The organism is Pelagibacterium flavum (genome assembly GCF_025854335.1).
GTDB lineage: Bacteria > Pseudomonadota > Alphaproteobacteria > Rhizobiales > Devosiaceae > Pelagibacterium > Pelagibacterium flavum.
On record NZ_CP107716.1, the window covers coordinates 3,900,874 to 3,923,595 of the forward strand.

General features: G+C 62.2%; 26 protein-coding genes and 1 tRNA gene. 12 read left to right on the forward strand and 15 right to left on the reverse strand.

The features are described from left to right. Nucleotides 1–74 precede the first annotated feature (74 nt). Together irrA and OF122_RS19490 are read left to right on the forward strand one after the other, a co-directional pair. Nucleotides 75–515: an iron response transcriptional regulator IrrA gene (gene irrA / locus OF122_RS19485; protein ID WP_319019379.1), complete on the forward strand. Its 441-nt coding sequence runs from the start codon at nucleotides 75–77 to the stop codon at nucleotides 513–515. 32 nt (nucleotides 516–547) lie between these two features. After that, complete coding sequence (locus OF122_RS19490) at nucleotides 548–688, forward strand: hypothetical protein (RefSeq protein WP_264225827.1); 141 nt, start codon at nucleotides 548–550, stop codon at nucleotides 686–688. A gap of 16 nt (nucleotides 689–704) precedes the next feature. On the opposite strand, the gene OF122_RS19495 is transcribed toward OF122_RS19490, so the two are convergent. Beyond that, complete coding sequence (locus OF122_RS19495; RefSeq protein ID WP_264225828.1) at nucleotides 705–1,280, reverse strand: SH3 domain-containing protein; 576 nt, start codon at nucleotides 1,278–1,280, stop codon at nucleotides 705–707. Between the two features lie 143 nt (nucleotides 1,281–1,423). Here OF122_RS19495 and OF122_RS19500 point away from each other — a divergent pair, with 143 nt between their 5' ends. After that, nucleotides 1,424–2,431 (forward strand): 2-hydroxyacid dehydrogenase, encoded by a 1,008-nt coding sequence (locus OF122_RS19500; protein ID WP_264225829.1) that lies wholly within the window; start codon nucleotides 1,424–1,426, stop codon nucleotides 2,429–2,431. Nucleotides 2,432–2,439: 8 nt separating this feature from the next. Here OF122_RS19500 and OF122_RS19505 read toward each other — a convergent pair whose 3' ends face one another. From OF122_RS19505 to OF122_RS19560, 12 genes are all read right to left on the reverse strand, one after another. Beyond that, a complete protein-coding gene (locus OF122_RS19505; RefSeq protein WP_264225830.1) occupies nucleotides 2,440–2,865 on the reverse strand; it encodes a GFA family protein in 426 nt (141 codons plus the stop codon). A 9-nt stretch (nucleotides 2,866–2,874) separates the two neighbouring features. Continuing rightward, nucleotides 2,875–3,663, reverse strand: coding sequence for an alpha/beta fold hydrolase (locus OF122_RS19510; protein ID WP_264225831.1), 789 nt, complete (start codon nucleotides 3,661–3,663; stop codon nucleotides 2,875–2,877). A 2-nt stretch (nucleotides 3,664–3,665) separates the two neighbouring features. After that, nucleotides 3,666–4,091: a YciI family protein gene (locus tag OF122_RS19515; protein ID WP_264225832.1), complete on the reverse strand. Its 426-nt coding sequence runs from the start codon at nucleotides 4,089–4,091 to the stop codon at nucleotides 3,666–3,668. A 151-nt stretch (nucleotides 4,092–4,242) separates the two neighbouring features. Further along, nucleotides 4,243–6,381 (reverse strand): polyribonucleotide nucleotidyltransferase, encoded by a 2,139-nt coding sequence (gene pnp / locus OF122_RS19520; protein WP_264225833.1) that lies wholly within the window; start codon nucleotides 6,379–6,381, stop codon nucleotides 4,243–4,245. 266 nt (nucleotides 6,382–6,647) lie between these two features. After that, entirely contained in the window at nucleotides 6,648–7,022 is a 375-nt protein-coding gene (gene rpsO / locus OF122_RS19525; RefSeq protein WP_319019380.1) for a 30S ribosomal protein S15, read from the reverse strand. Nucleotides 7,023–7,070: 48 nt separating this feature from the next. After that, nucleotides 7,071–8,801 carry a sensor histidine kinase gene (locus OF122_RS19530; protein WP_264225835.1) on the reverse strand — a complete coding sequence of 577 codons (1,731 nt, stop codon included), beginning with the start codon at nucleotides 8,799–8,801 and terminating at the stop codon, nucleotides 7,071–7,073. An 84-nt stretch (nucleotides 8,802–8,885) separates the two neighbouring features. After that, a complete protein-coding gene (gene truB, locus OF122_RS19535) occupies nucleotides 8,886–9,797 on the reverse strand; it encodes a tRNA pseudouridine(55) synthase TruB (RefSeq protein WP_264225836.1) in 912 nt (303 codons plus the stop codon). Nucleotides 9,798–9,813: 16 nt separating this feature from the next. Beyond that, on the reverse strand, nucleotides 9,814–10,221 hold the full coding sequence (gene rbfA, locus OF122_RS19540) for a 30S ribosome-binding factor RbfA (protein ID WP_264227715.1): 408 nt from the start codon (nucleotides 10,219–10,221) through the stop codon (nucleotides 9,814–9,816). Between the two features lie 31 nt (nucleotides 10,222–10,252). Next, nucleotides 10,253–11,116: an SDR family oxidoreductase gene (locus tag OF122_RS19545; protein ID WP_319019381.1), complete on the reverse strand. Its 864-nt coding sequence runs from the start codon at nucleotides 11,114–11,116 to the stop codon at nucleotides 10,253–10,255. Between the two features lie 2 nt (nucleotides 11,117–11,118). Continuing rightward, the gene (queG, locus tag OF122_RS19550; RefSeq protein ID WP_264225838.1) at nucleotides 11,119–12,240 is read right to left on the reverse strand and encodes a tRNA epoxyqueuosine(34) reductase QueG; all 1,122 of its coding nucleotides are present in this window, start codon (nucleotides 12,238–12,240) and stop codon (nucleotides 11,119–11,121) included. Then, nucleotides 12,237–12,917 carry a glutathione S-transferase family protein gene (locus OF122_RS19555; protein WP_264225839.1) on the reverse strand — a complete coding sequence of 227 codons (681 nt, stop codon included), beginning with the start codon at nucleotides 12,915–12,917 and terminating at the stop codon, nucleotides 12,237–12,239. The genes queG and OF122_RS19555 overlap by 4 nt, the downstream gene beginning before the upstream one ends. Before the next feature lie 167 nt (nucleotides 12,918–13,084). Beyond that, nucleotides 13,085–14,065, reverse strand: a complete 981-nt coding sequence (locus OF122_RS19560) for a complex I NDUFA9 subunit family protein (protein WP_264225840.1) — start codon at nucleotides 14,063–14,065, stop codon at nucleotides 13,085–13,087. A 172-nt stretch (nucleotides 14,066–14,237) separates the two neighbouring features. Here OF122_RS19560 and OF122_RS19565 point away from each other — a divergent pair, with 172 nt between their 5' ends. From OF122_RS19565 to fabB, 9 genes are all read left to right on the forward strand, one after another. After that, nucleotides 14,238–14,606: a GFA family protein gene (locus OF122_RS19565; RefSeq protein ID WP_264225841.1), complete on the forward strand. Its 369-nt coding sequence runs from the start codon at nucleotides 14,238–14,240 to the stop codon at nucleotides 14,604–14,606. 76 nt (nucleotides 14,607–14,682) lie between these two features. Next, nucleotides 14,683–14,769, forward strand: a tRNA-Leu gene (locus OF122_RS19570). A gap of 182 nt (nucleotides 14,770–14,951) precedes the next feature. Further along, on the forward strand, nucleotides 14,952–15,569 hold the full coding sequence (locus tag OF122_RS19575) for a ribonuclease D (RefSeq protein ID WP_264225842.1): 618 nt from the start codon (nucleotides 14,952–14,954) through the stop codon (nucleotides 15,567–15,569). Nucleotides 15,570–15,577: 8 nt separating this feature from the next. After that, on the forward strand, nucleotides 15,578–16,252 hold the full coding sequence (locus OF122_RS19580) for a hypothetical protein (RefSeq protein ID WP_264225843.1): 675 nt from the start codon (nucleotides 15,578–15,580) through the stop codon (nucleotides 16,250–16,252). Further along, nucleotides 16,239–16,751: an LptA/OstA family protein gene (locus OF122_RS19585; protein ID WP_264225844.1), complete on the forward strand. Its 513-nt coding sequence runs from the start codon at nucleotides 16,239–16,241 to the stop codon at nucleotides 16,749–16,751. The genes OF122_RS19580 and OF122_RS19585 overlap by 14 nt, the downstream gene beginning before the upstream one ends. Beyond that, nucleotides 16,748–17,491 (forward strand): LPS export ABC transporter ATP-binding protein, encoded by a 744-nt coding sequence (gene lptB, locus OF122_RS19590; protein WP_264227716.1) that lies wholly within the window; start codon nucleotides 16,748–16,750, stop codon nucleotides 17,489–17,491. The genes OF122_RS19585 and lptB overlap by 4 nt, the downstream gene beginning before the upstream one ends. 201 nt (nucleotides 17,492–17,692) lie before the next feature. Further along, a complete protein-coding gene (rpoN, locus tag OF122_RS19595) occupies nucleotides 17,693–19,192 on the forward strand; it encodes an RNA polymerase factor sigma-54 (protein ID WP_264225845.1) in 1,500 nt (499 codons plus the stop codon). A gap of 81 nt (nucleotides 19,193–19,273) precedes the next feature. Next, entirely contained in the window at nucleotides 19,274–19,789 is a 516-nt protein-coding gene (fabA, locus tag OF122_RS19600; RefSeq protein ID WP_264225846.1) for a 3-hydroxyacyl-[acyl-carrier-protein] dehydratase FabA, read from the forward strand. 47 nt (nucleotides 19,790–19,836) lie between these two features. After that, nucleotides 19,837–21,063 carry a beta-ketoacyl-ACP synthase I gene (fabB, locus tag OF122_RS19605; RefSeq protein ID WP_264225847.1) on the forward strand — a complete coding sequence of 409 codons (1,227 nt, stop codon included), beginning with the start codon at nucleotides 19,837–19,839 and terminating at the stop codon, nucleotides 21,061–21,063. 152 nt (nucleotides 21,064–21,215) lie between these two features. On the opposite strand, the gene OF122_RS19610 is transcribed toward fabB, so the two are convergent. Together OF122_RS19610 and OF122_RS19615 are read right to left on the reverse strand one after the other, a co-directional pair. Continuing rightward, entirely contained in the window at nucleotides 21,216–21,956 is a 741-nt protein-coding gene (locus OF122_RS19610) for a HesA/MoeB/ThiF family protein (RefSeq protein ID WP_264225848.1), read from the reverse strand. Between the two features lies 1 nt (nucleotide 21,957). Further along, the gene (locus OF122_RS19615; protein ID WP_264225849.1) at nucleotides 21,958–22,707 is read right to left on the reverse strand and encodes a DUF2259 domain-containing protein; all 750 of its coding nucleotides are present in this window, start codon (nucleotides 22,705–22,707) and stop codon (nucleotides 21,958–21,960) included. Nucleotides 22,708–22,722 lie beyond the last annotated feature (15 nt).

Below are 22,722 nucleotides of genomic sequence, written 5' to 3' on the forward strand. Positions count from 1 at the left end.
AGCGTTCTTGTGTCGGGGTGCCCCGACCGGTATAGTCCGGCCTATAATGGCAATTCCAAACGCTAAAAGAGCCAATGACTGCAACGATTAAGGCCGAGGCGCATCCCTCACGCGGCCCCTGCCTGATGGCTGTGCTGCGCATGGCCGGGCTGCGGCCCACCCGCCAGCGGCTTGCGCTGGCCGAACTGCTGTTTTCCGGCCCGCACCGGCACGTCAACGCCGAGCAGCTCCATTCGGAGGCTGAAGGCGCGGGCGTTTCGGTTTCGCTGGCCACCATCTACAACTCGCTGCACCAGTTCCGGCAGGCCGGGCTGCTGCGCGAAATTTCGGTGGACGCGGCGCGGTCCTATTTCGATACCGATACCACCGACCATCATCACTTCTTTATCGAGGATGAGCAGCGGATCGAGGACATTCCCTCCGATTCGATCAAGATTGCCGGAATTCCCGATGCGCCCGAAGGCATGAAGGTGACCCATATGGACGTGATTGTTCGGGTCAAGCGCACCCAATAGGGTTCACCGGGCGCCGCAGAGGTGACGGGCCAATGAAACTGTTGCAGCTGGCCACTTTCCTTATGGCAACCATCATGGTCAGCGCGTGCCAGACTACGACGCGGCCGGCTGCGGCCGGGCACGACTGCGTGGTCACCCCTTACGACATGGTGGAGTGCAACCTGGTCGAATGACCGGGATCGGTCGCGGTCAGTCGAAGACTTCGCCTTCATAGACGCCCCAGAGCGCATCCTGGGCGACAAAGCCCTGATAGGATGTCGTGTGGCCATCGGGACCGGTGTGGCTGAGGCGGATATTGCAGGTGGTGCCGGTGCAGGTGCTTACAGACACCAGCATCCTGGGGGACAGCCAGGCGCGGACCGCCGAATCGGGGCTGGTGGCCACCCGCAAGGCGATCGCGCCCTCTTCCTGCCAGGGCGCGACAAGCGCAGTCCTGTCACCGACCACCAGGTTCTGGTGCACCCAGCCTTCATCGCCCTCCACATCGCGGATGCGGCGCCAGGTATCGAATTCAGCGGTGATTTCCACGGGAACGCCGGGGCGCACGAAGGTAAAGGCGATATCGTAATTGGTGCCCGGCCCGACGCGGACATTGGTGGGGGCATTGCGCATGGAGACGAAGCGCGGAATGGGCAGGCCGCTCGAGGCGCCGACCTGTGCATTCTGGGCAAGCAGCGGAGTGACCGAAAACGCGGGAGCGCCAAGGGCCAGGACCAACACCAGAAGCAGGCGGAGCGGAACGAAGAAGCGCAAGATTTTACTCATGAAACAGGCTGGATGCGGCACCGGCATGCGCGGCAGGACTTTGCAGCACGGCGCTTTTTCCCTAACAGTAATCGCGCGACCTTAATGGTCGCTGAAAATCACAAAGAACGGTGCCGGAGCTAGTCTGCAATAATGGTGATCGTGTGACCCGGGACCGGGCCAAAATCGTGGTTTCCCGCCGCCTGCCCGAGCCGGTCGAGGCGCGCATGGCGGCGCTGTTCAATGTCGAATTCAACGCGACCGACACCCCGCTCGATTCCACGGCGCTTCTGAGCGCACTCAAGGGGGCCGAGGTTCTGGTTTCCTCGATCACCGACCGCATCGATTCGGAGTTCATTGCCCAGATGCCCGCGGGCGTCAAACTGATCGCCCAGTTCGGCAACGGGTTCGACAACATCAATATCGAAGCCGCCCACGCGGCGGGGATAACCGTGACCAATACGCCCTCGGTTCTGACCGAGGATACAGCCGATATGGCCATGGCGCTGATGCTGAGCGTGCCCCGACGGGTGACCGAGGGCGCGCGGGTGCTGCTCAAGGACGGGACATGGCCGGGCTGGTCGCCCACATGGATGCTGGGGCGGCGGCTGGGCGGCAAGGCGCTGGGAATTGTCGGGCTGGGCCGGATCGGCACGGCCGTGGCGCGGCGGGCCAAGGCCTTCGGGCTGTCGATCCATTACTGCGGGCGCACGCGCAAGGCGCCGCAAATCGAGGAATCGCTGGGAGCGACCTATTGGGCCTCGCTCGACGAGATGGTCGAACATGTCGATATCATCTCGCTGCACACACCCCATACGCGCGACACTGTCGATATCCTTTCGGCCGACCGCATGAAGCGGCTCAAGCCGGGGGCCTTCGTGGTCAATGTCTCCCGCCCCGAACTGGTGGACGAGTACGCATTGGCCGATCTCGTGGCATCGGGGCATCTTTCAGGCGCGGCGCTGGATGTTTTCGAACACAAGAGGGGGGTCAACCCCAAGCTGGTCGAGCTGGCCCGGGCGGACAAGGTGATGCTGACCCCGCATATGGGCTCGGCAACGCTGGAAGCGCGCATCGAGATGGGCGAGACGGTGATCGTCAATATCCGCACGTTCCTCGACGGCCACACGCCGCCGCATCGCGTGCTGCCCGAGGGGCGGTCGCCGCTCTAGGTTTAGGCCTAAAGATAGCCCGTCACTGAAGGCGCCTGCATTTGCTGATCGTGCAGACCGTCTTCATAGACGATGGGGGCGGCATCGAGCTCTTCGGGCGTCACGTCATCCAGCGTGGACACGTTGACGGCGTGGAACCAGCCGTTGAAGGGCTCGAATTCGAGGTAGCCGCGCGAGAAGACCTGTGTGCCGCATTTCGTGCAGAACATGTGATCGATCGTGCCTTCCGGCCATGAGGACGGGTCGGCGGCGTAGTGGCCGATATGGGCTTGGCCCCCGGTTACAACGACGGAATCGCCATAGACGAAGGCCTTGCGGTAGCCGGTCTTGAAGCAATAGGTGCAATTGCATTTCCGGATGCCCTCATCGAGATCAAGAGGGGCGGTAAAGCGGACGGCGCCGCAGTGGCATGAGCCGGAATGGGTCTTTTTCATCGGGGTGCCTCAGGAGAAAAATTCAATGATGAGCGGTGCGATGATTTCGGGGGCCGGGCCATGGCCCTGGCCGGGCAGGGTCTTGCGCGTTGCACTGGGGAGCGAGCTGGCGGCGGTGTCGGCGCCGGCGGCCATGAAATCGAAACTCTGATCGCCGTTGACGACGAGGACCGGTTGAGCAATGCCGCGCCAACGGACCTTCATGTCGGTTTTTGTGGCCTCGGCCATGACGCGGAAATCATGGGCAATGGTGGTTCCAACGCTGGCGAAACCGGCCCATTGCGGGCTTTGCTTGAAGCCCTCGACGTGCTCGGGCGGGGTGCCGACCGAGAGCATGAAGGCTTCCATGGCACCAGCTCCGTCGCCACGGGCCTTGAAGGCCTCCATTTCGGCAAGGTCGGCGAAAGCCTCGTCTTTCGATTGCGCGGTGTCGATGGGCGGCTCGTAGCAGATGACCCGCGTGACCTTGCGGGGAAGGGAGGCGGCGGCCTCCAGAGCCAGGACGGCGCCCGAGCTCATGCCATAGAGCATGGCAGAACCGCCGAGCGCATCGATCAGGGCTTCGATGTCTTCGATCTCGCGGTTGACGGCGTAAGGCTCGGTGCTGCCGCTTTCTCCGCGCCCGCGGCGGTCGTAGAGCACGGACGTGAAACGCTGGGCCAGGAGATCGGCCAGCCTGGGGGTATCGGCATCGACGGCGCGATACTGGGTCGCGCCGCCGACAAAGATCACGAGCGGGCCGGCTCCATGGGTCTCATAGCCGATAGAGGTGCCGTCGGCGGAGGTGACGTGAGGCATGGTCAGGCCCCCGATTTTTGCGCCGCGAGTTCGGCTTCGACCTTCTTGTGCTGCTCATAGCCTTCGCCTTCGGTGGCGAAATCTTCGAGCTCGTGCATCTGGCGGATTTCGAAACGATCCTGTCCGTGGGCGATGGGACATTTGGCAACCCAGTCAATGGCCTCCTGGAGCGAGGAGCAGTTCCAGATCCAGAACCCGGCGATCACTTCCTTGATTTCGGCAAAGGGGCCGTCGGTGACGATGGGTTTGCCGTCGGCAATTTGGACGCGGGCGCCCTTGGCGCTCGACATGAGGCCGGCGCCATCGACCAAGATTCCGGCCTTGACCAGTTCCTCGTTATACTTGCCCATTTCAAGCAGCAGGCCCTCCTGGGGTTCAACATCGGCCTCGGTGTCGGCGGAGGCTTTTATCATGACCATGAAGCGCATTTTTTTCTCCCTTGAATGCGTGTCTGTTGCAAGGACGTTGCCCAACACGCCCTGCCGACATCTCATCACGATTTTTTTGCCGGCGACATGAAAAAACCCGGCGCTCCTTTCGGGGCGCCGGGCTGATCGTTTGGGAGAGAAGCGGGCCGGTTTATTCGGCGGCTTCGTCTTCCTTGGCCTTTTCCTTGCCGGTCTCCTGGTCGACGACCTTCATGGAGAGGCGAACCTTGCCGCGCTCGTCAAAGCCCAGGAGCTTGACCCAGACCTTGTCGCCTTCCTTGACGACGTCGGTGGTCTTGCCCACGCGCTCTTCGGCGAGCTGGGAGATGTGCACGAGACCGTCCTTGGCACCAAAGAAATTCACGAACGCGCCGAAATCGGCGGTCTTGACCACGGTGCCCTGGTATATTTCGCCAACTTCGGGCTCGTCGGTGATCGACTTGATCCACTTGATGGCCGCATCGATCTGCTTGCCGTCCGAGGAGGAAACCTTGACCGTGCCATCGTCTTCGATGTTGATCTTGGCGCCGGTCTTTTCGACGATCTCACGGATCACCTTGCCGCCGGTGCCGATCACTTCACGGATCTTGTCGGTCGGGATTTTCAGGGTTTCGATGCGCGGGGCGAACTCGCCCACTTCGGAGCGTGCCGTGTCGATGGCCTTGGCCATTTCTTCAAGGATGTGCTTGCGCCCATTCTTGGCCTGGTCCAGAGCGATCTTCATGATCTCTTCGGTGATGCCGGCGATCTTGATGTCCATCTGCAGGCTTGTCACGCCGTCATGGGTGCCGGCGACCTTGAAGTCCATATCGCCCAGGTGATCTTCGTCACCGAGAATATCGGACAGGACAGCGAATTTTTCACCCTCGAGAATCAGGCCCATGGCGATGCCGGCGACGGCCTTCTTCATGGGAACGCCCGCATCCATGAGCGCCAGCGAGGTACCGCATACGGTCGCCATTGAGGACGAACCGTTGGATTCGGTGATCTCGGAGACTACGCGCAGGGTGTAGGGGAATTCTTCAGCCGAAGGACGGACCGGGTTGATGGCGCGCCAGGCGAGCTTGCCGTGGCCGATTTCGCGGCGTCCGGGCGAACCCATGCGGCCAGCTTCACCGACCGAATAGGGCGGGAAGTTGTAGTGCAGCAGGAAGTTCTGCTTGTAGGTGCCTTCGAGCGAATCGATGAACTGCTCATCGTCCGCCGTACCGAGCGTCGCAACGACCAGCGCCTGGGTTTCACCGCGGGTGAAGATGGCCGAGCCGTGGGTGCGGGGCAGGACGCCGACTTCGGAAACGATGGGACGGACCGTTTCGAGGTCGCGACCATCGATGCGGGTCTTGGTGTCGAGAATGTTCCAGCGCACGACCTTGGCCTGGAGCGACTTGAACACCGCGCCGACCTGTTCGGGGGTGTAGGCCGCTTCGCCCTCTTCGGGGATGAAGTGGGCCTTGACCTTTGCCTTGACCGCGTCGACGGCGTCGTAGCGGGCCATCTTGTCGGTGTTCTTGTAGGCGTCGCGCAGCTCGGTTTCGATCAGCGCGAGCATTTCGGATTCGAGCGCGCTCATATCGGCGGGTTCGAACTCGCGGGGCTCCTTGGCAGCCAGCTCGGCAAGCTTGATGATCGCGTCGATCACCTTCTGGCTCTGCTGGTGGCCGAACATCACGGCGCCGAGCATGACCTCTTCGGACAGCTCCTTGGCTTCCGATTCCACCATCAGAACGGCGTCGGCGGTGCCGGCCATAACGAGGTCGAGCTTGGAATCATCGCGGCGGTCGATGGGGAGGTTCAAAACATATTCGCCATCGACATAACCGACACGGGCCGCGCCGATCGGGCCCATGAAGGGCACGCCCGAAATGGTGAGCGCAGCGGAAGCGGCGACCATGGCGAGCACGTCGGGCTGGTTTTCCATATCGTGCTGGAGCACGGTGATGATGACCTGGGTCTCGTTCTTGTATCCGGCGGGGAACAGGGGACGGATCGGGCGGTCGATCAGGCGCGAGGTCAGGGTTTCGGCTTCGGTCGGGCGGCCTTCACGCTTGAAGTAACCGCCGGGGATCTTGCCGGCGGCAAAATACTTTTCCTGGTAGTTGACGGTCAGCGGGAAGAAATCGATGCCGGCCTTGGGCTGCTTGGCGGAAACAACGGTGGCCAGAACCACGGTTTCGCCCAGCGTGGCGAGCACGGCGCCATCGGCCTGACGGGCGACCTTGCCGGTTTCGAGCGTCAAGGGCTGTCCGCCCCAGTCGAGCTCGACTTTGTGGTGGTCGAAATTGATTGTCATGAGACATTCCTTCTTGTGCGAAATCCATCCGGCGCGCGATGGACGCGCTGCCGGGTCATTCGCAAGTGGCGCCAGAGGCTGCCCTTCAAGTTTTCCGGAACATGGACAAGATGGCGAGACACTCAGGCGACTATGTGAGTGTCCGGCGATCCTGCCATGCCCCATTTAAAAGGGCGCTTCCGGCAGAAGCAGCATCGGGCCCCATTGCCCAATGCTATACGATGCGGGGCCGGCGAAAAAACCGCCGACCCCGCACCAAAGTCAGTTTAGCGGCGGATGCCGAGCCGTTCGATCAGGCTCTGGTACCGCGCGTGGTCGCCGCGCTTGATATAGTCAAGAAGCGAACGGCGGGTCGAAACCAGCTTCAAAAGGCCACGACGGGAGTGATTGTCCTTGGCGTGGGTCTTGAAATGTTCGGTAAGGTTGGTGATCCGCTCGGTCAGGATGGCGACCTGAACTTCCGGAGACCCGGTATCGCCAGCTTTCGTCGCGTAATCCTTGATGAGCTCAGCCTTGCGCTCAGCAGTAATCGACATCGTAAAATTCCTTTCAAAACAAGGAGTTGAGTGACGCCAAAACCGGGATGCCGTCCAGGAATGGCCGATCGAAGTGCAAAGGGAAACCCTTTTGCTGGCGCCCATATAGGGTATTGGGGGGCAAATGAGAAGTTTTTTCTCGTTTCCGGCCGATCAGAGCCCGGCCTCGGGCTCTTCGGTGTCGGGGCTGTCGCGGTCGGGATCGATCTGCTCGAGAGGGATGGAAAACACCCATTCGATGCCGTCGGGGTGAACCGTACGCTCAACATCGGCCTTGAGCGCGCTGGCCACCATGGTTTGCAGAACAACGGTGCCGAAACCCTTGCGATCGGACGGCGGGGTGAAATCGGGCACCGTTTCGCGCCAGACCAGATGCAGCCGGTCGCCGCCAGCCCGGTTCCAGTTGACGGTGAGCTTGCCGCCTTCGCGGGAAAAGGCGCCATATTTGGCGGCATTGGTGGCCAGTTCATGGGCGGCCATGCCCAGAACCTGGGCGGCCTGGACGTTGAGATAGACATTGACCCCGGTCTTGACCACGCGCGAGGGATCTTCGGGGCGGAACGGGTCGATCTGGGTGCGAAACAGATCGCGCAGCCCTATCCCTTGAGTCCCGTGAGCGAGAAGCAGATCGGTGGAGCGGGCGAGGCCATAGAGCCTGTTCTGGAAATTCTCGACGAATTTTTCCACATTGTCGGCCCCGCGCGCCGTTTGCTTGGCCATGGCCGAGATGACGGTGAGCTGGTTTTTCGAGCGATGCGCCACCTCGCGCATGAGGAACCGCGATTCATTTTCGGCCCGGCGCCGCTTGGCCCCCGCATCGGCCAGTGCCTCGGAAACCGTGGCCAGTTCCTGGACCGGATAGGGTATGGCGACGATTTCCTGACCGGCGCCCATGGCGCGGGCCTGACGGGCAAGGCCGCGCACGGACAAGGCGATCCGGTGCCCGATGAGCGCGGCGGCAAAGCCAGCCAGTCCGACAATGACCAGTGCCCCGGCCAACAGCCACAACAGCGTGGTGCGCATGGGCTCGGTGACCACCGCGGACGGCGCCCAGGCCACCACGTACCAGCCGGTCAGGATCGAGTGCTGGGTGATGGTCTTGTAGTCCTCGCCCGAGATCGTGATGTCGGACCACCGCGTGCCACCCGCGTCCTCGCGCAACGGAATGAACAAAGGCTCGCCAATGACAGCCGCGTCCTCGGAGGCGGCAAGAACCGTATTTTTGGAATCGACGAGCGCCACGTGCCAGCCTTGCGGCAGTTCGCGAGTCAAAAGCGCGTTCGAGAGCGAGGACGCGTTCTGGGTGAGAATGGCCAGCTGGGGCGGGACGATGCCGGGGCGCTGGCGCACGACGTTGAACACATATTCCTGCGCCGTGCGGCCAAAAAACACGTCGGACACCACCGCATCGGGGGTTTCGAGCGCCCGCTGGACGGTCTCGAAATCGGATACCTCGCCGAGCGGGGTGCCATATTCGACGCGGGTGTTAAGCAACTGGTTGGCCTGGTGATCGGCAACGATGAAATACGAGCCCGTGCCGGTCAGCGCGGTCTGGGCGTGCTCGTGGAACTGGGCCAGATCTCCATTGTTGAGCGCCTCGATGCTCATGAGCACCCTTTGAGTGGTGATCATGCCCGAGATTTCGCGCTCGACCGACTGGAGGACCGAGCGGGCCGTTGCGACGGTGAAGGTCTGGACTGTTTCTTCCTGGGCGACGTTGTGGCGGGCCAAAAGCACCGCGGTAAAGGCGGTGGCCGGCAGGACGACGACCGCGACCAGAAAGGCAAGATAGAAAATGATCGGAATGGATACCGGCCCGCGCCGGGCTTCCGGGCCGCTCGATTCGGCCTGATTATTCTCGTTCTGCGTTACGGACTGAGACATGGACGAGTGGCCGATCCTTATGGACCAGCAAACCTTTAGCCTGTCACAGGGGGAGGGTAAAGAGGGCCGGTGGGCCAGCCCCGCCTAGCCGAGGATTACCCGCCGGGGCTTGAACTGGCCCGCTTCGACGAAACCGAGCGCCACGGCTTCGCCCTTGAGCGATGCCCATGCCTCATCAAGGGCCACGGGCGCGTCGCGACCCGTCAAAAGCACCGGGTTGCCCAGCCGGATGGTTGCCGCCTGGCGGGCGTCAAGCCGGATCTCGGGCAGATCGGCCAGACCCGCGGCGACAGGGAGCAACAGCGCGTCCCGCGCCGCAAGATCGATCGATTCGACCTGTTCAAGCGCAACGGCGTCGGCATCGGTGAAATTTCCGACCTGGGCGCGGTGCAGGGCGCCGACATGGCCCCTGGTTCCGAGCGCCTCGGCGATATCGCGCGCCAGGGCGCGGACATAGGTGCCCTTGGAACAGGTGACCGAGAGTTTGCTGCGCTCGGGGGTATGCGCGATCACTTCGAGAGCGTCGATTTCGACCTCGCGGGGCGGCATATCGAGCTTGTGGCCGGCGCGGGCCAGATCATAGGCGCGCTCCCCGCCGATCCTGATGGCCGAAAAGGCGGGCGGGATCTGGGTGATCAGCCCGGTAAAGCGCGGCAGGACCGCTTCAAGCGCTTTGCCGGTGGGGCGAACATCGGAGGTGGCGATCACCTCGCCCTCGATATCGTCGGTAGAGGTGGCCTGGCCCCAGACGATATCGAAATGATAGATCTTGGTGCCGTCCTGGACGATGGGGACGGTCTTTGTCGCCTCTCCGAACGCAATGGGCAGGATGCCGGTGGCCAGCGGATCGAGGGTGCCAGCGTGACCGGCTTTCTTGGCGCCATAGAGCCAGCGCAGCTTGCCCACAGCTTCGGTGGAGCTCATGTCATAGGGCTTGTTGAACACAAGCCAGCCGGACAGGTCGCGCTTGACGCGCTTTTTTTGAGCTTCGCTCACGGCACGTCCTTAAAAACTATTCTTCGGTGTCGTCGTCGCCTGCCAGATCGCGCTGCACGCGATCGGAGCGCAGGATGGCGTCGATGCGGCCATATTCATCGAACGTCTTGTCGACGAAGAAGCGGAACTGGGGCGCGTATTTGAGATCGAGCGCCGGGGTGACGCGGCCGCGGATGAATTTGGCGTGGGCGTTGAGCGCGGACACCACATCCTCGGCATTTTCTCCGCCAAGCGGCATGACATAGACATTGGCCAGCTTGAGATCGGGCGTCATGCGCACCTCAGGGACCGTGACGGTGACGGTTTCGAGCAGCGGATCGATGATCTCGTTGCGCGAGAGCAGGGCCGCGATCTCGTGACGCACGCGTTCGCCGACGCGAAGCATGCGCTGGGAGGGTGCCGATGTTGATGCCTTTTTGACCATCTGCGCGAGATAGGGTGCAATTGGCTGCGCGTCAATCGTCACGTTGGCGCAATATGGCCGCATGGCCCTCGCGATAGGTGGGATATTTCAGCCCATAGCCGAGCGCTGATTTGATCCTGGCGTTCGAAACACGGCGGTTTCCCGCATAAAAGGTGCGGGCCATGGGGGAGAGATCGGCGTCTTCAAAGGCGATCTCGGGCGGCGCGATCATGCCGAGCAAGCCGGCTGCGTGGGCGATCACGTCCTGGGGCGGGGCCGGCTCGTCGTCGCAGACGTTGAAGATGCCGTGCAGGCGCTTGTGGGCAGCAAGGGCGGTGATGGCGCCGATATCTTGCACGTGGATACGGTTGAACACCTGGCCGGGTTTGACGATGCGGCGGGCGGTGCCCGATTTGAGCTTTTCGAATGGCGAGCGCGAGGGGCCGTAAATTCCCGCGAGGCGCAGGATGGCGAGGGGAATCGACTTTTCCTCGGCCAGTGCCTGCCAGCCCGCTTCGGCATCGAGCCGGTAGCGGTTGCGGGCCGAGAGCGGTTCGGTGGGCGCGGTTTCGTCGATCCATTCCCCTCCGGCATCGCCATAAACGCCGATGGTGGAAAAATAGCCGATCCATTTCAGGTTCGGCGCGGCCAGAAGGTCGGACCCATGATGGGCGAGCACCGGATCGCCATCGGGGCCGGGGGCGATGGAGACCAGTATGTGGCTGGCGGCCTCCAGCGCCGGGCGCAGGGACGATGATGGGGCCGTGCCATCGAACACATGGCTGGTTACGCCCCGTGCTGCCAGATCGACTGCCTTTTCCGCAGTGCGGGTCGTGGCCGCTACCGGCATGTCGCCGATCAGGCGCAAGGCGTCGATGGTGGCCTGGGCGGAGTAACCTGCGCCGAAGACGAACAAACTTAATGGCTCCATTCGGCTCTGACCTCCGGGTCGGATTCGGTTGCGAGGGATTTGGCGCGCCGGGCTTCGGCCTCGCCGGGATCGGTCAATTGGCGCAGGGCCCATATGGCCATGCCGCGCACCAGCGGGCTTTCATGGGAGAAAAGCCGCTCGATGGCGGGCAGGTGATGGCGGTCGCCCGAATTGCCTGCCGCGACGAGGCAATTGCGCAAAAAACGGGCCGAGCCGAGGCGCTTGACGGGTGTCTGGGCGAAAAAATCGCGAAAGCGCGCGTCGTTTAAAGCCAGCATGTCGCTCAGTTGCGCGTTCCGGATCGCTTGACGGGCGGAGAGTTTGGCGTCGCGGGTGGCGCTGGCGAACTTGTTCCACGGGCAGACCGCAAGGCAATCATCGCAGCCAAAGACGCGATTGCCCATGGGTTTGCGAAATTGGATGGGAATCTGGCCCTTGTGCTCGACCGAATAATAGGCAAGGCATTTGCGGGCATCGAGGCGGAAGGGGGCGGGGAAGGCATTGGTGGGGCAGATATCGAGGCATTTTGTGCAGGTGCCGCATTTTTCCTGTTCCGGCGTGCTGGCGGGCAGGTCGGCCGAGGTGAAGATGGCGCCCAGAAACAGCCACGAGCCCGCATCGCGCGAGAGCAGGACCGTGTGCTTGCCCTGCCAGCCCAAGCCCGCGGCTTCGGCGAGGGGCTTTTCCATCACCGGTGCGGTATCGACGAACACCTTGACCTCGGCACCGGTGCGGCGGGCGAGGAGGCCGGCGAGGTCCTTGAGGCGGCCCTTTATGAAGTCGTGATAGTCGCGCATCTGGGCATAGACAGAGACGTTGGCGAGGGATGTGTTGGTGAGACGGTCGAGCGGGTTTTCATCGGGGCCGTAATTGACGCCCACCATGATGACCGACTGCACATCGGGCCAAAGCGCCTTTGGGGATTGGCGGCGATCCCTTGTCTCTTCCATCCACTCCATATCGGCGTGCCAGCCGCTTTGCAGCGCGGATTGAAGCCTTTGCGGCAGGTCGGGGCGGGCATTGGCCGGCGCGATGCCGAAGGCGGTAAACCCGAGAGACACAGCGCGGGCATGCAGTTCTTCAACGATGGTTTCGCGCTGAGCGCTCAAAAATCAAGGTCCGCGTAGGTGGTCGAGGCGGGCATGCCCACAATGCGATCGCCCAGAAGCGGGCGGAAGGCGGGGCGCGATTTGATGCGGGCGTACCAATCCTTGATTTCGCCGGCCTTTTCCCAGGCGATGTCGCCCATATAGTCGAGGACCGAAATGTGGGCGGCGAGCGCGAAATCGGCAAGGGTCAGCGTATCGCCGGCCAGCCAGCGGCGGGTGGCCAGCACCCAGGAAAAATAGGCAAGATGCTCGGTGAGGTTGGCCTTGGCGATGCGGATGACCGAGGGTTCGGGGGCGCCCGAGCGCAGATCGCGCTTGATGAGCTTTTCTTCCAGAAGATAGGCGGTGACTTCGGGACCGAGTTTTAACAGCACCCATTCAAGCAGGCGCCAGACCTCCATCTTTTCGCCGGCGTTTTCAGGCAGCAAGGCTTCGATATGGCCCTCGGGGCCGAAATTGTCCTCGATATGGGCGATGGTGGCCAGAACGCCCACGACCGGCGGGAACGGCTCATCGAGCATGACCGGGACCGAGGCGGCGGGGTTGATTTCAAGGAAGTCGGGATCGCGGCGCCAGGGCGAAACGTCGACCAGATCGACATCGACGCCGTATTCGGCAAGCATCAGGCGGATGAGCCGGCTTGAAGGATCGAGCTTGTGATGGAGAAGCTGGGGCATGGACCAATCGTATAAATGATGCGGCGCCGTCCGGAGGGACGCAAAAACCTCAAGACGCGATTAGGCCGTGCAAAGTGGGGGGTAATCAAGGTGTTTTTGTGCCCAAACCGTCAAGTTTGGGCACCAATTCAAGTCAACCGGTCAACGAAGGGTTAACCGCGAACCGCTCAGCCATTGACCAGCGGATTGATATGGCGGTCGAACTCGCCATGCTTGCGGAAGCGCCACATATAGGTGGGCAGGATGGCGTCCATGGTGGTGGGCGCTATGCCGAACGCTTCGAGGGTGCGCTTCTGCTTTTTCGCTTCGGGCGAGACGATGTTGTCGATGCCGAGCTGGATGACCTGATCGGGGGTCAGGAGCGGCTTGGGCAGAAGCGAGAAGATTCTGGCGACAGCCATTGCCACAAATTCGGGCAGGGGCAGGACGAGCCGCTTGCGGCGGGTCTGTTCGAGGACGCGCTCGATCACCTGCTCCATGGTGACGATTTCCGGGCCGCCCAGCTCATAGACCTTGCCGGCTTTGACAGCACCTTGGGCGGCAAGGGCGATCGCTTCGGCGACATCGCCGACATAGACGGGCTGGAATTTGGTATCGCGCCCGATCAGGGGCATGACGGGGGACATGCGGGCGATAAAGCCGAACAGGTTGAAAAACCCGTCTTCGGCGCCGAACACCAGCGAGGGCCGCATGATAATGGCTTTGGGGAACGCCTTGAGCACTTCTTCCTCGCCCAGCGCCTTGGCACGCTGATAGGCCGAAGGCGATTGCGGATCGGCGCCCAGGGCGGACATGTGGACGAGAGTGGGCACCCCGGCATCGCGGGCCGCTTCGGCAACGGCCCTGGCGCCCAGGGTCTGGACGGCGCGGAAGCGCTGCTTGCCCTTTTCAAAGAGGATGCCCACCAGGTTGATGACAACATCGGAGCCGCGCACGGCAGCGGCAACCGATTCGGGATAGCGCAGATTGGCCTGGATCGGCTGAATCTGGCCGGGGAACCCGAACATGCGAACATGGCCCGCCAGATCGGGGCGCCTGACGGCCACCCGCACGGAATAGCCACGCCGCGCCAGATCCTGGGTGAGCTGGGTGCCGATAAAGCCCGAGCCGCCGAAGATCGTCGCGATTTTTCTTGTCTTTTCGGTCATTTTAAAAGGGTCCCGTCGCCAAAACGAACGCCTGTGAGGATGGCCCGTTCTAGCCCCGGTGGCTGGCCGATTGCAATCGGTTTGAGGCGGTATGAAGCCGCAGGGGGAAAAGGGGTTGACTCCATCTTCCATTTGTTCTTGTTTTGTTCTTATTAATGTCAGGAGTGATACCGTGAGCGAGCAGGCCGATATTCCCGTTTACGAAGGCAGTTGTCAGTGCGGCGCGGTGCGATTTACGGCCCGCACGCGGCTCGAGGCGCCTTTTCAGTGCAATTGTTCGCGCTGCCGCCGGCTCAATGCGGTGATGCATTCAGTGCCGGGGGATGATTTCGTCCTGCTCGGCGGCAGCGAGGCTCTCAAGACATACAAGTTCAATTCCCACACCATCGCCCACCAGTTCTGCACCCAATGCGGCATCCAGCCGTTTGCCGCAGGCAGTGACGGACAGGGCAACACCATCCATGTCATAAACGTGCACTGCCTGAACGAGCCGCGCTATGACAGGAACGCGATAAGCCATTTCAACGGCGCCGATTTCTGAGCCGCAGATTTTCCCGGCAGGCCAGCGCAAGCTGCATTGACAAAGCCCCAAGGGCACTCTAAAGCGTGCCCCCGTTGCCCAGATGGCGGAATTGGTAGACGCGCTAGCTTCAGGTGCTAGTTCCCGAAAGGGAGTGGAAGTTCGAGTCTTCTTCTGGGCACCAATCCTTTTCGGCTCTGCCGAATTTTCCTGAAATATTGCGTTTGATCGATCCCTCCCCACATTGCCTGCGGGGACGAGGCGCGATTGGTCGCAGCCAAGTTGGCATCTGCCGGGTCTAGGCAAAACGCTGCGGGGTGTGGCATCTAGGGACACCTTTGCCTCTCCCCGGAGTATAGAGACGACATGAGCGTTCGACTGCACAAGGGCGATCTGCCCGACCTTTCCCGCTACACCGGACGGCAGGTGGCCATCGATACCGAGACCATGGGCCTTAATCCGGCACGCGACCGGTTGTGCGTCGTGCAGCTTTCGCCCGGCGACGGCACGGCCGATGTGGTCCAGATTCTTCCCGGACAAACCGAAGCGCCCAACCTTGCTGCGCTTCTGGCCGACGAGACCAAGACAAAGCTCTTTCATTTCGCCCGCTTCGACATGGCGGCGCTTTTTGCCGCGTTCGGGGTGATGACCACGCCGGTCTATTGCACCAAGATCGCTTCGAAACTGGTGCGGACCTATACCGACCGGCATGGGCTGAAAGATCTCTCGCGCGAACTTCTGGGCGTCGATATGAGCAAGCAGCAGCAATCGTCTGACTGGGGGGCGGAAACGCTGAGCCAGGCCCAGCTCGATTATGCGGCCTCCGACGTGCTCTATCTGCACGACCTGCGCCGGCATCTCGACCGCATGCTGGCCCGCGAAGGGCGGACCGAGATGGCCAGGGCCTGTTTCGAGTTCCTGCCCACCCGCGCCCACCTCGATCTCGCCGGCTGGCCCGAGACCGACATCTTCGCCCACAGCTAGGTCATGCGATGATCGCTCCTTCGGCCAGCGTCCGACACGAAACCTACCGGCGGTCCCTTGCGCACAATCGGCGCATCGCGGCGCTGCGCTGGATCGTGCCGGTAGTCGGGATCCTGGTTCTGTCGGTGCCCGCGTTCCAGATTGCCGCCAGCATGGTCGGCGATATCGTGCCGATTGAAGGCTTAAGGCTGGAAAACGATACGCTGGTGATCGAAGGGCCGCGCTTTGAGGGGCGGACGGCGACGGGATCGAACTACACGCTGGAAGCGGCGCGGGCGGAATCGCGGGTCGGCAATCTCGATACGGCCGATCTTTACGATCTCTCTGTCGATATTGCCGACGATACCGGGTATTCGGCCCATATCGAATTTGCTTCGGCCGAATGGACGATGAGCACCGAACATCTGGTGTCCAACGAAGATGTAACCGTCCTCGATTCGACCGGGGCACGCGGCGTCCTGGCCGGTGTCGAGGTGGATTGGCCCGCCCAGATCCTGATTTCGGACGGGCCGGTGCGTTTTGCCTTCGACACGGGCGCGCAACTTCATGCCGATACCATGGAACACGACCTGGAGGCGGCGCGCTGGCATTTTACCGGCGTGAACCTCGATATGGTGCCCCAGCCCGACGCCGGTGAGGCACGGGACCCTTTTGGAGCGGAGACGGACAATGATGCGCCTTAGAGTGCTGATCGCATGTTTTGCCCTTGTTGCCGGGCCGGCCCTGGCCCAGAGCACGGCCAGCGATCCGGCCGGGTTCGGAGGGCTGGCCGAGGAGGCCGACGAGCAGGTCAACGTGACCGCCGACAGTCTCGAAGTGCTCGAAAACGAGAGCACGGCGCTTTTTACCGGCAATGTCGTGATCACCCAGGGCACGATGCAACTTGAAGCGCCGCAGGTCAAAACCCTTTACGGAGAGGGCGGACCGTCGGACCTGGAAAGCTTTTCGGCTTCCGGCGGACGGGTGAAAATGGTGTTCGACGAGCAGACCGTGGAAGCGGACACCGCCGACTATGATTTTGGCGACCGGGTTCTGGTGTTTGCCGGCTCGGTTGTGGTGGTCAACGCGAGCGGCACCGTCAACGCCGATCGGCTGGTGATCGATACGCGGGCCGGCACCTCCTCGTTCAGCTCTGCGGGCGGCGGCGGGCGCGTGACCAGCACGTTTACGCCGGGGGGCTGATGGCCGAAATCGACCAGACCGGCTGGCTCGTCGCCCACGGTCTTGCCAAGAGTTTTGGAAAGCGCGCGGTTGTGCGCGACGTTTCGATCGCGGTGCGGCGCGGCGAGGCGGTGGGCCTGCTCGGGCCGAACGGGGCGGGCAAGACCACGGTTTTCACCATGATCATGGGGCTGGTGCGGCCCGATGGCGGGGAAGTGCTGCTCGATGGGCTGCCCATTACCCATCTGCCGCTTTATCAGCGCGGACGGCTGGGCATCGGCTACCTGCCGCAAGAGGCCTCGATCTTTCGCGGCCTCTCGGTCAAGGACAACGTGCTGGCCGTGCTCGAGGGGCACATCAAGAACAAGAAAGAGCGCAACGCGCGGCTCGACGAATTGCTCGACGAGTTCTCTGTCTCCCATTTGCGCGATGCGGACGCCCTGGCGCTGTCGGGCGGCGAGCGGCGGCGGGTGGAAATTGCCCGTGCGCTGGCGGCGGACCCCAAATTCATGCTGCTCGACGAGCCGTTTGCCGGGGTCGATCCGATCGCCGTGGCCGATATCCAGGGGCTGGTGCGCCAGCTGACCCAGCGCGGCATCGGGGTGCTGATCACCGACCATCAGGTTCGCGAAACCTTCGGGCTGGTGGACCGGGCCTATCTGATCCACGGAGGCAAGGTGATGATCCAGGGGCGGCCGGAAACCATCATGGCCGACCCCGACGCAAGACGGGTTTATCTGGGCGAGAGCTTCAAACTTTAGGCCGCACGAACAGCTGGCACCGAAACTTGGCACGGAAATTGTATGGCATGTCTTGAAGGGCTGTCACAAAGCCGCTAGGTTCGCCCCGTCGACGTCCTCGGTTGTCGCGTGTCCGAATCGAACAACCGTTTCCACTTGTTCTGGACACGCTCTGGCCTGGGACGCTTCGATTTGGGGGAACAGAGTGGGAGCTGATTAGGCATGGCGCTTTCGCCACGGCTGGATGTCCGGCAAACCCAGTCCTTGACACTGACGCCGCAATTGATGGCGTCGATCCGGCTTTTGCAGCTGAGCCATCTCGAGCTCAGCGCATTTGTCGATGCCGAACTGATGCGCAATCCCCTGCTCGAAAGCACCGACGCGCCCGATGGCGATACGCCCATGGAGCGCGAGCGGGCCGAGGAAATCGACCCCTATCGCGACGTGGTCGACCATTCCGACCATCTGGGCAGCGCAATGACGATTGCCGACAGCCTCGATACCGACGTGTCCAACGTCTTTCCCGAACAATCGGGGCAGGATTCGCTGAGCCAATCGAGCTCGTGGCCCGAGGGCAAGGGCGGCGCGCTGGGGGGCGAGGCGCCCGATATCGATCAGTATGTTTCCGCCCAGATCTCGCTTGCCGACCATCTGGCCGAACAGGTCAATCTGATCCTCAAGGACCCCGCGGAGCGGCTGATCGCGCGCAGCCTTGTCGATAATCTCGACGAGCGCGGCTATCTGATGGCCGAGATCGGCCAGATCGCCGAGCAGCTGGGGGCAGAAGCGGCGACCGTCGAAGCGGTACTGAGCAAGGTGCAGGGGTGCGAGCCGCTTGGGGTTTTCGCCCGCTCGCTTGCCGAATGTCTTGCGATCCAATTGGCCGACAAGGACAGGCTGGACCCCATGATGGCCGGGCTGCTCGCCCATCTCGACCTGGTGGCCAGCCACGATCTGGCGCTTCTGGGCAAAAAGATCGGCGCGGACCGCGAGGACATCCTCGACATGCTGGCCGAATTGCGCGAACTCGACCCGCGGCCGGGCCGAGCCTTCGATTTTTCCCCGGTGCAATCGGTGGTGCCCGATGTGTTTGTCAGACGCGGCAATGACGGGGGTTGGCAGGTCGAGCTCAATTCCGAGGTTCTGCCCCGGGTTCTGGTCAACCGGGTTTATTATGCCTCGATTTCGAAAAAGACCCGCGATGCGGAGGAAAAGACCTTTCTTGTCGATTGCCTCAATACGGCGAACTGGCTGACCAAGAGCCTCGACCAGCGCGCCCAGACGATTCTGAAAGTGGCGACCGAGATCGCCAAGCAGCAGGACGGATTTCTGCGGCACGGGATTTCCCATCTGCGGCCCATGACGCTCAAGGCCGTGGCGAGCGAGATCGAGATGCACGAATCGACAGTGTCGCGCGTGACGGCGAACAAGTACATCGCCACGCCGCGCGGGCTGTTCGAGATGAAATATTTCTTCACCACCGCGCTCAATTCCTCTTCGGGCGGCGACGACCATTCGGCTGAGGCCGTGCGCCACCGCATTCGCCAGTTGATCGAAGCGGAACGGCCCGAGGCGATCCTTTCGGACGATACGATTGCCGAAATGCTCAAGAACGAGCAGGGAATCGACGTGGCGCGACGCACCGTGGCCAAATACCGCGAGGGCATGGGCATCGCCTCCTCGGTGATCCGGCGGCGCCAGAAGAAAGCGCAAATGGCGTAAACCCCTGCCTCGGGCAAATGGTCTATTGACCCTCCTAGCGATTGCCCTCTACACAGTTTTTTCCAGATTTGCGGGGAGTCCATGGCAGAGCGCGCCCATTCTTACGATTACGACCAGTTGCTGGCCTGTGGGCGCGGTGAGCTTTTTGGACCGGGGAATGCGCAATTGCCGCTCCCGCCCATGCTCATGTTCGACCGCATCACGCGGATCGATGATGATGGCGGCCCCCATGGCAAGGGACAGGTGCGCGCCGAACTCGACGTCACGCCCGATCTTTGGTTCTTTGCCTGCCATTTCCACGGCGACCCCGTGATGCCCGGTTGCCTGGGGCTCGATGCGCTGTGGCAGATGACCGGATTTTTTCTCGGCTGGGGCGGATCGCCCGGGCGCGGTCGCGCGTTGGCGGGAGAGATCAAATTCACCGGCCAGGTTACAAATGACGTGAAACTGGTTGAATATGGTATCGACATCAAGCGCGTCATGCGCTCGAGACTGACGCTGGGAATTGCCGACGGCTATGTGAAAGCCGACGGAAAAACCATATATGAGGCCAAGGATTTGCGGGTCGGCCTTTTTACGGACATGGGCGCCCTGTAAGTTTTGGGCCGAACTTTACGTCTGACAAGAAAGACCAAGGGGCATAAATGAAGCGCGTTGTGGTCACCGGCATGGGGATCGTCTCCTCGATCGGAAACACTCTCGACGAGGTGCTCGACAGCCTTAAAAACGCGCGTCCGGGGATTTCCCGGGCGTCCGATTATGTCGATCTGGGCTTTCGCTGCCAGGTGCATGGCGCGCCCACGCTCGACCCGTTTGAAGTGCTCGACCGGCGCACCACGCGCTTTATGGCCAAGGGTGCCGCCTGGAACTATATCGCCATGCAGCAGGCCATCGAAATGGCCGGGCTCGAGGAAAAAGACGTCAAGAACCCGCGCACGGGTATTGTTATGGGATCGGGCGGGCCTTCGACACGCGCAGTGGTTGAAGCTGCCGACATCACCCGCGAAAAAAAGAGCCCCAAGCGCATCGGCCCGCTCGCCGTGCCCAAGGCGATGAGTTCGACCGCTTCGGCAACGCTGGCCACCGCCTATGGCATTCTTGGGGTCAATTATTCGATCTCTTCGGCCTGCGCGACGTCGAAACACTGCATCGGGAACGCGTACGAACAGATCCAGCTGGGCAAGCAGGATATCGTTTTTGCCGGCGGCCACGAGGATCTCGACTGGTCCATGTCGAACCTGTTCGACGCCATGGGCGCCATGAGCTCGGATTTCAACGATACGCCCGAAAAGGCATCGCGCGCCTATGACGCAAATCGCGACGGGTTCGTGATTGCAGGGGGCGCCGGGGTTCTGGTGCTCGAGGAATACGAACACGCCAAGGCGCGCGGCGCCAATATCATTGCCGAACTGATCGGCTATGGCGCGACCTCGGACGGCTACGACATGGTGGCCCCTTCGGGCGAGGGCGCGGTGCGCTGCATGCGGTTGGCGCTTGAAACGGTCAAGGCGCCCATCGACTATATCAACCCGCACGCCACTTCGACCCCGGTGGGTGACCGCAAGGAAATCGAGGCGCTGCGCGAAGTGTTCGGCAATGAGGACAAGTGCCCGCCGCTGTCGGCCACCAAGTCGCTGACCGGGCATTCGCTGGGCGCGACGGGCGTGCAGGAATGCATCTATTCGCTTCTGATGATGCAGAACCGCTTTATCTGCGAGAGCGCCAATATCGAAACCCTCGATCCCGATTTTGCCGACATGCCGATCCTGCGCCAGCGTCGCGACAATGTGGATCTGGGCGTCGTGCTGTCTAACAGTTTCGGGTTTGGCGGAACCAACGCAACGCTGGTGTTCAAGCATCCCGAGGCCTGATTTCTGCCTCACGGGCCGCACCGCGAAAGTCATGACGGGCCAAAACCGCCCTATGACATTCGCTGGCCCTCCGGCGGGGCGGCGAACGGTCGCCGAGGTCCTCGCTGCGCTCGTCCGCGGTGGCAATCGCGCGATGGTAAAGCGGCAGCCCGCTATCTGTAACTCATGATCCGGCTCTCGCCGGTGCGGGCGGAGTAGATCAGAAGCTTTCCCAGAAGCGGTTCGCCGAAACCGGCGAGGTATTTGATGGCCTCGTTGGCCATCATGGTGCCCACGATTCCGGGGAGAACGTTGAGAACACCGACAAGCTCGCAGGGCGGGCTGTCCTCGGGGGTGGGATCGACCGGATAGAGGGAAGCGAAATCTGGCCAATGGGTGCCGTCTTCGCGCTTGAGGAACGGCGCCAGGACAGTGATCGAGCCGTCGAAGGGGCCAAGAGCGCCGGTGACGAGGGGGATCTTCAGATCCGCGCAGACCGCGGCCACCGCGCGCTTGGCGGCGAAGCTGTCAGTGCCTTCCACAACCAGATCGGCGCCAGCCAGAAGATCTTTTGCATTGTCCGGCGTGAGGCTCTCAACCTGGGCCGACGGCGCGATCTCGGGATTGAGTCGTGCGGCGAACCGTGCGGCCGCCTGAGCTTTGGGCGTGTCCAGATCGGCGTCCGAATAGATCACCTGCCGGGAAAGATTGGAGAGCGACACGCTATCGGGGTCGATGATGGTGAGCTTTCCGATCCCGGCTCCGGCAAGATAGGCGATCACCGGCACGCCCAACCCGCCGGCACCGACAATCACCACATTGGCCGCGCTGAGCCTTTGCTGACCGGCGCCGCCCATATCCTTGAGCACGATATGGCGGGCGTAGCGGGCCGACTGAGCGGGCGTTAAAACCACCTTATTGAACATCCCCAACCGGCAACGCGATGAAGCGCCGGTCAGGCCCTTCGAACCCGTGCGACCAGACGGAAAGCACGGCAACGGAAGATGCATTGTCCCAGGAGTCGAACGGGTTGAAGATTCCGTAGAATTTATAGGTGATGACGCAGTGGCGTGAAGCGGGCACGCTTGTGTCGCGATAAATCTCTTGGGTGATGCCGTCGGCCTGCCGCATCACCGCGACGCCCATCGGGGTGCCTTCGAAGAATTCGCAATCCTGGGATGATGGCGCCTTGAAGATTTCGAGGTTCAGCGTGTATTCGCCCGAGATTTCGGCAAGGCCATAGCTGGGAATGCCGTAAGAAATCGACAGCCCATCATCGCCCAACTCGCCGTCGCCGCGCAGGGCCAGGGGAACAGCGGGACGGGAGATGCCGAGTTCGGCAAGGGCCTTTGCCGCCTCCGCATGCGCCTGGGCGCGGGCGTCGGCGACCGGGGCCATTTCGGTATCGATACGGACATCGAACGGCGCGCCGCCCACGAAACTGTCGATGGAAAGATCGATCAGGAAAATTTCCGCATAAGCAAAGCCCGAGCCATCCTGAATGCCGAACTGCTCGAAGGCGAAGTATCGCCCGTCTTGGGAATAGCCGATGGCATCGAACTGGGCGCTGTCACCAGCGAAAGCGGGTACGGCCGCTGCGAAAGCGAGGGCAAGGCCAAGCCATTTAAGGTGGTCGCGCTTCCGAACCGAAAAAGCGGTTCGCATCCCCGATCGGGGTCG

Bases quoted from the DNA above. Each gene is read 5' to 3' on its own strand.
- irrA (WP_319019379.1), top strand. From the start codon at position 75: ATGACTGCAACGATTAAGGCCGAGGCGCATCCCTCACGCGGCCCCTGC.
- OF122_RS19490 (WP_264225827.1), top strand. From the start codon at position 548: ATGAAACTGTTGCAGCTGGCCACTTTCCTTATGGCAACCATCATGGTC.
- OF122_RS19495 (WP_264225828.1), bottom strand. From the start codon at position 1,280: ATGAGTAAAATCTTGCGCTTCTTCGTTCCGCTCCGCCTGCTTCTGGTG.
- OF122_RS19505 (WP_264225830.1), bottom strand. From the start codon at position 2,865: ATGAAAAAGACCCATTCCGGCTCATGCCACTGCGGCGCCGTCCGCTTT.
- OF122_RS19510 (WP_264225831.1), bottom strand. From the start codon at position 3,663: ATGCCTCACGTCACCTCCGCCGACGGCACCTCTATCGGCTATGAGACC.
- OF122_RS19515 (WP_264225832.1), bottom strand. From the start codon at position 4,091: ATGCGCTTCATGGTCATGATAAAAGCCTCCGCCGACACCGAGGCCGAT.
- pnp (WP_264225833.1), bottom strand. From the start codon at position 6,381: ATGACAATCAATTTCGACCACCACAAAGTCGAGCTCGACTGGGGCGGA.
- rpsO (WP_319019380.1), bottom strand. From the start codon at position 7,022: ATGGGCGCCAGCAAAAGGGTTTCCCTTTGCACTTCGATCGGCCATTCC.
- OF122_RS19530 (WP_264225835.1), bottom strand. From the start codon at position 8,801: ATGTCTCAGTCCGTAACGCAGAACGAGAATAATCAGGCCGAATCGAGC.
- rbfA (WP_264227715.1), bottom strand. From the start codon at position 10,221: ATGGTCAAAAAGGCATCAACATCGGCACCCTCCCAGCGCATGCTTCGC.
- OF122_RS19555 (WP_264225839.1), bottom strand. From the start codon at position 12,917: ATGCCCCAGCTTCTCCATCACAAGCTCGATCCTTCAAGCCGGCTCATC.
- OF122_RS19560 (WP_264225840.1), bottom strand. From the start codon at position 14,065: ATGACCGAAAAGACAAGAAAAATCGCGACGATCTTCGGCGGCTCGGGC.
- OF122_RS19575 (WP_264225842.1), top strand. From the start codon at position 14,952: ATGAGCGTTCGACTGCACAAGGGCGATCTGCCCGACCTTTCCCGCTAC.
- OF122_RS19580 (WP_264225843.1), top strand. From the start codon at position 15,578: ATGATCGCTCCTTCGGCCAGCGTCCGACACGAAACCTACCGGCGGTCC.
- OF122_RS19585 (WP_264225844.1), top strand. From the start codon at position 16,239: ATGATGCGCCTTAGAGTGCTGATCGCATGTTTTGCCCTTGTTGCCGGG.
- rpoN (WP_264225845.1), top strand. From the start codon at position 17,693: ATGGCGCTTTCGCCACGGCTGGATGTCCGGCAAACCCAGTCCTTGACA.
- fabA (WP_264225846.1), top strand. From the start codon at position 19,274: ATGGCAGAGCGCGCCCATTCTTACGATTACGACCAGTTGCTGGCCTGT.
- fabB (WP_264225847.1), top strand. From the start codon at position 19,837: ATGAAGCGCGTTGTGGTCACCGGCATGGGGATCGTCTCCTCGATCGGA.
- OF122_RS19615 (WP_264225849.1), bottom strand. From the start codon at position 22,707: ATGCGAACCGCTTTTTCGGTTCGGAAGCGCGACCACCTTAAATGGCTT.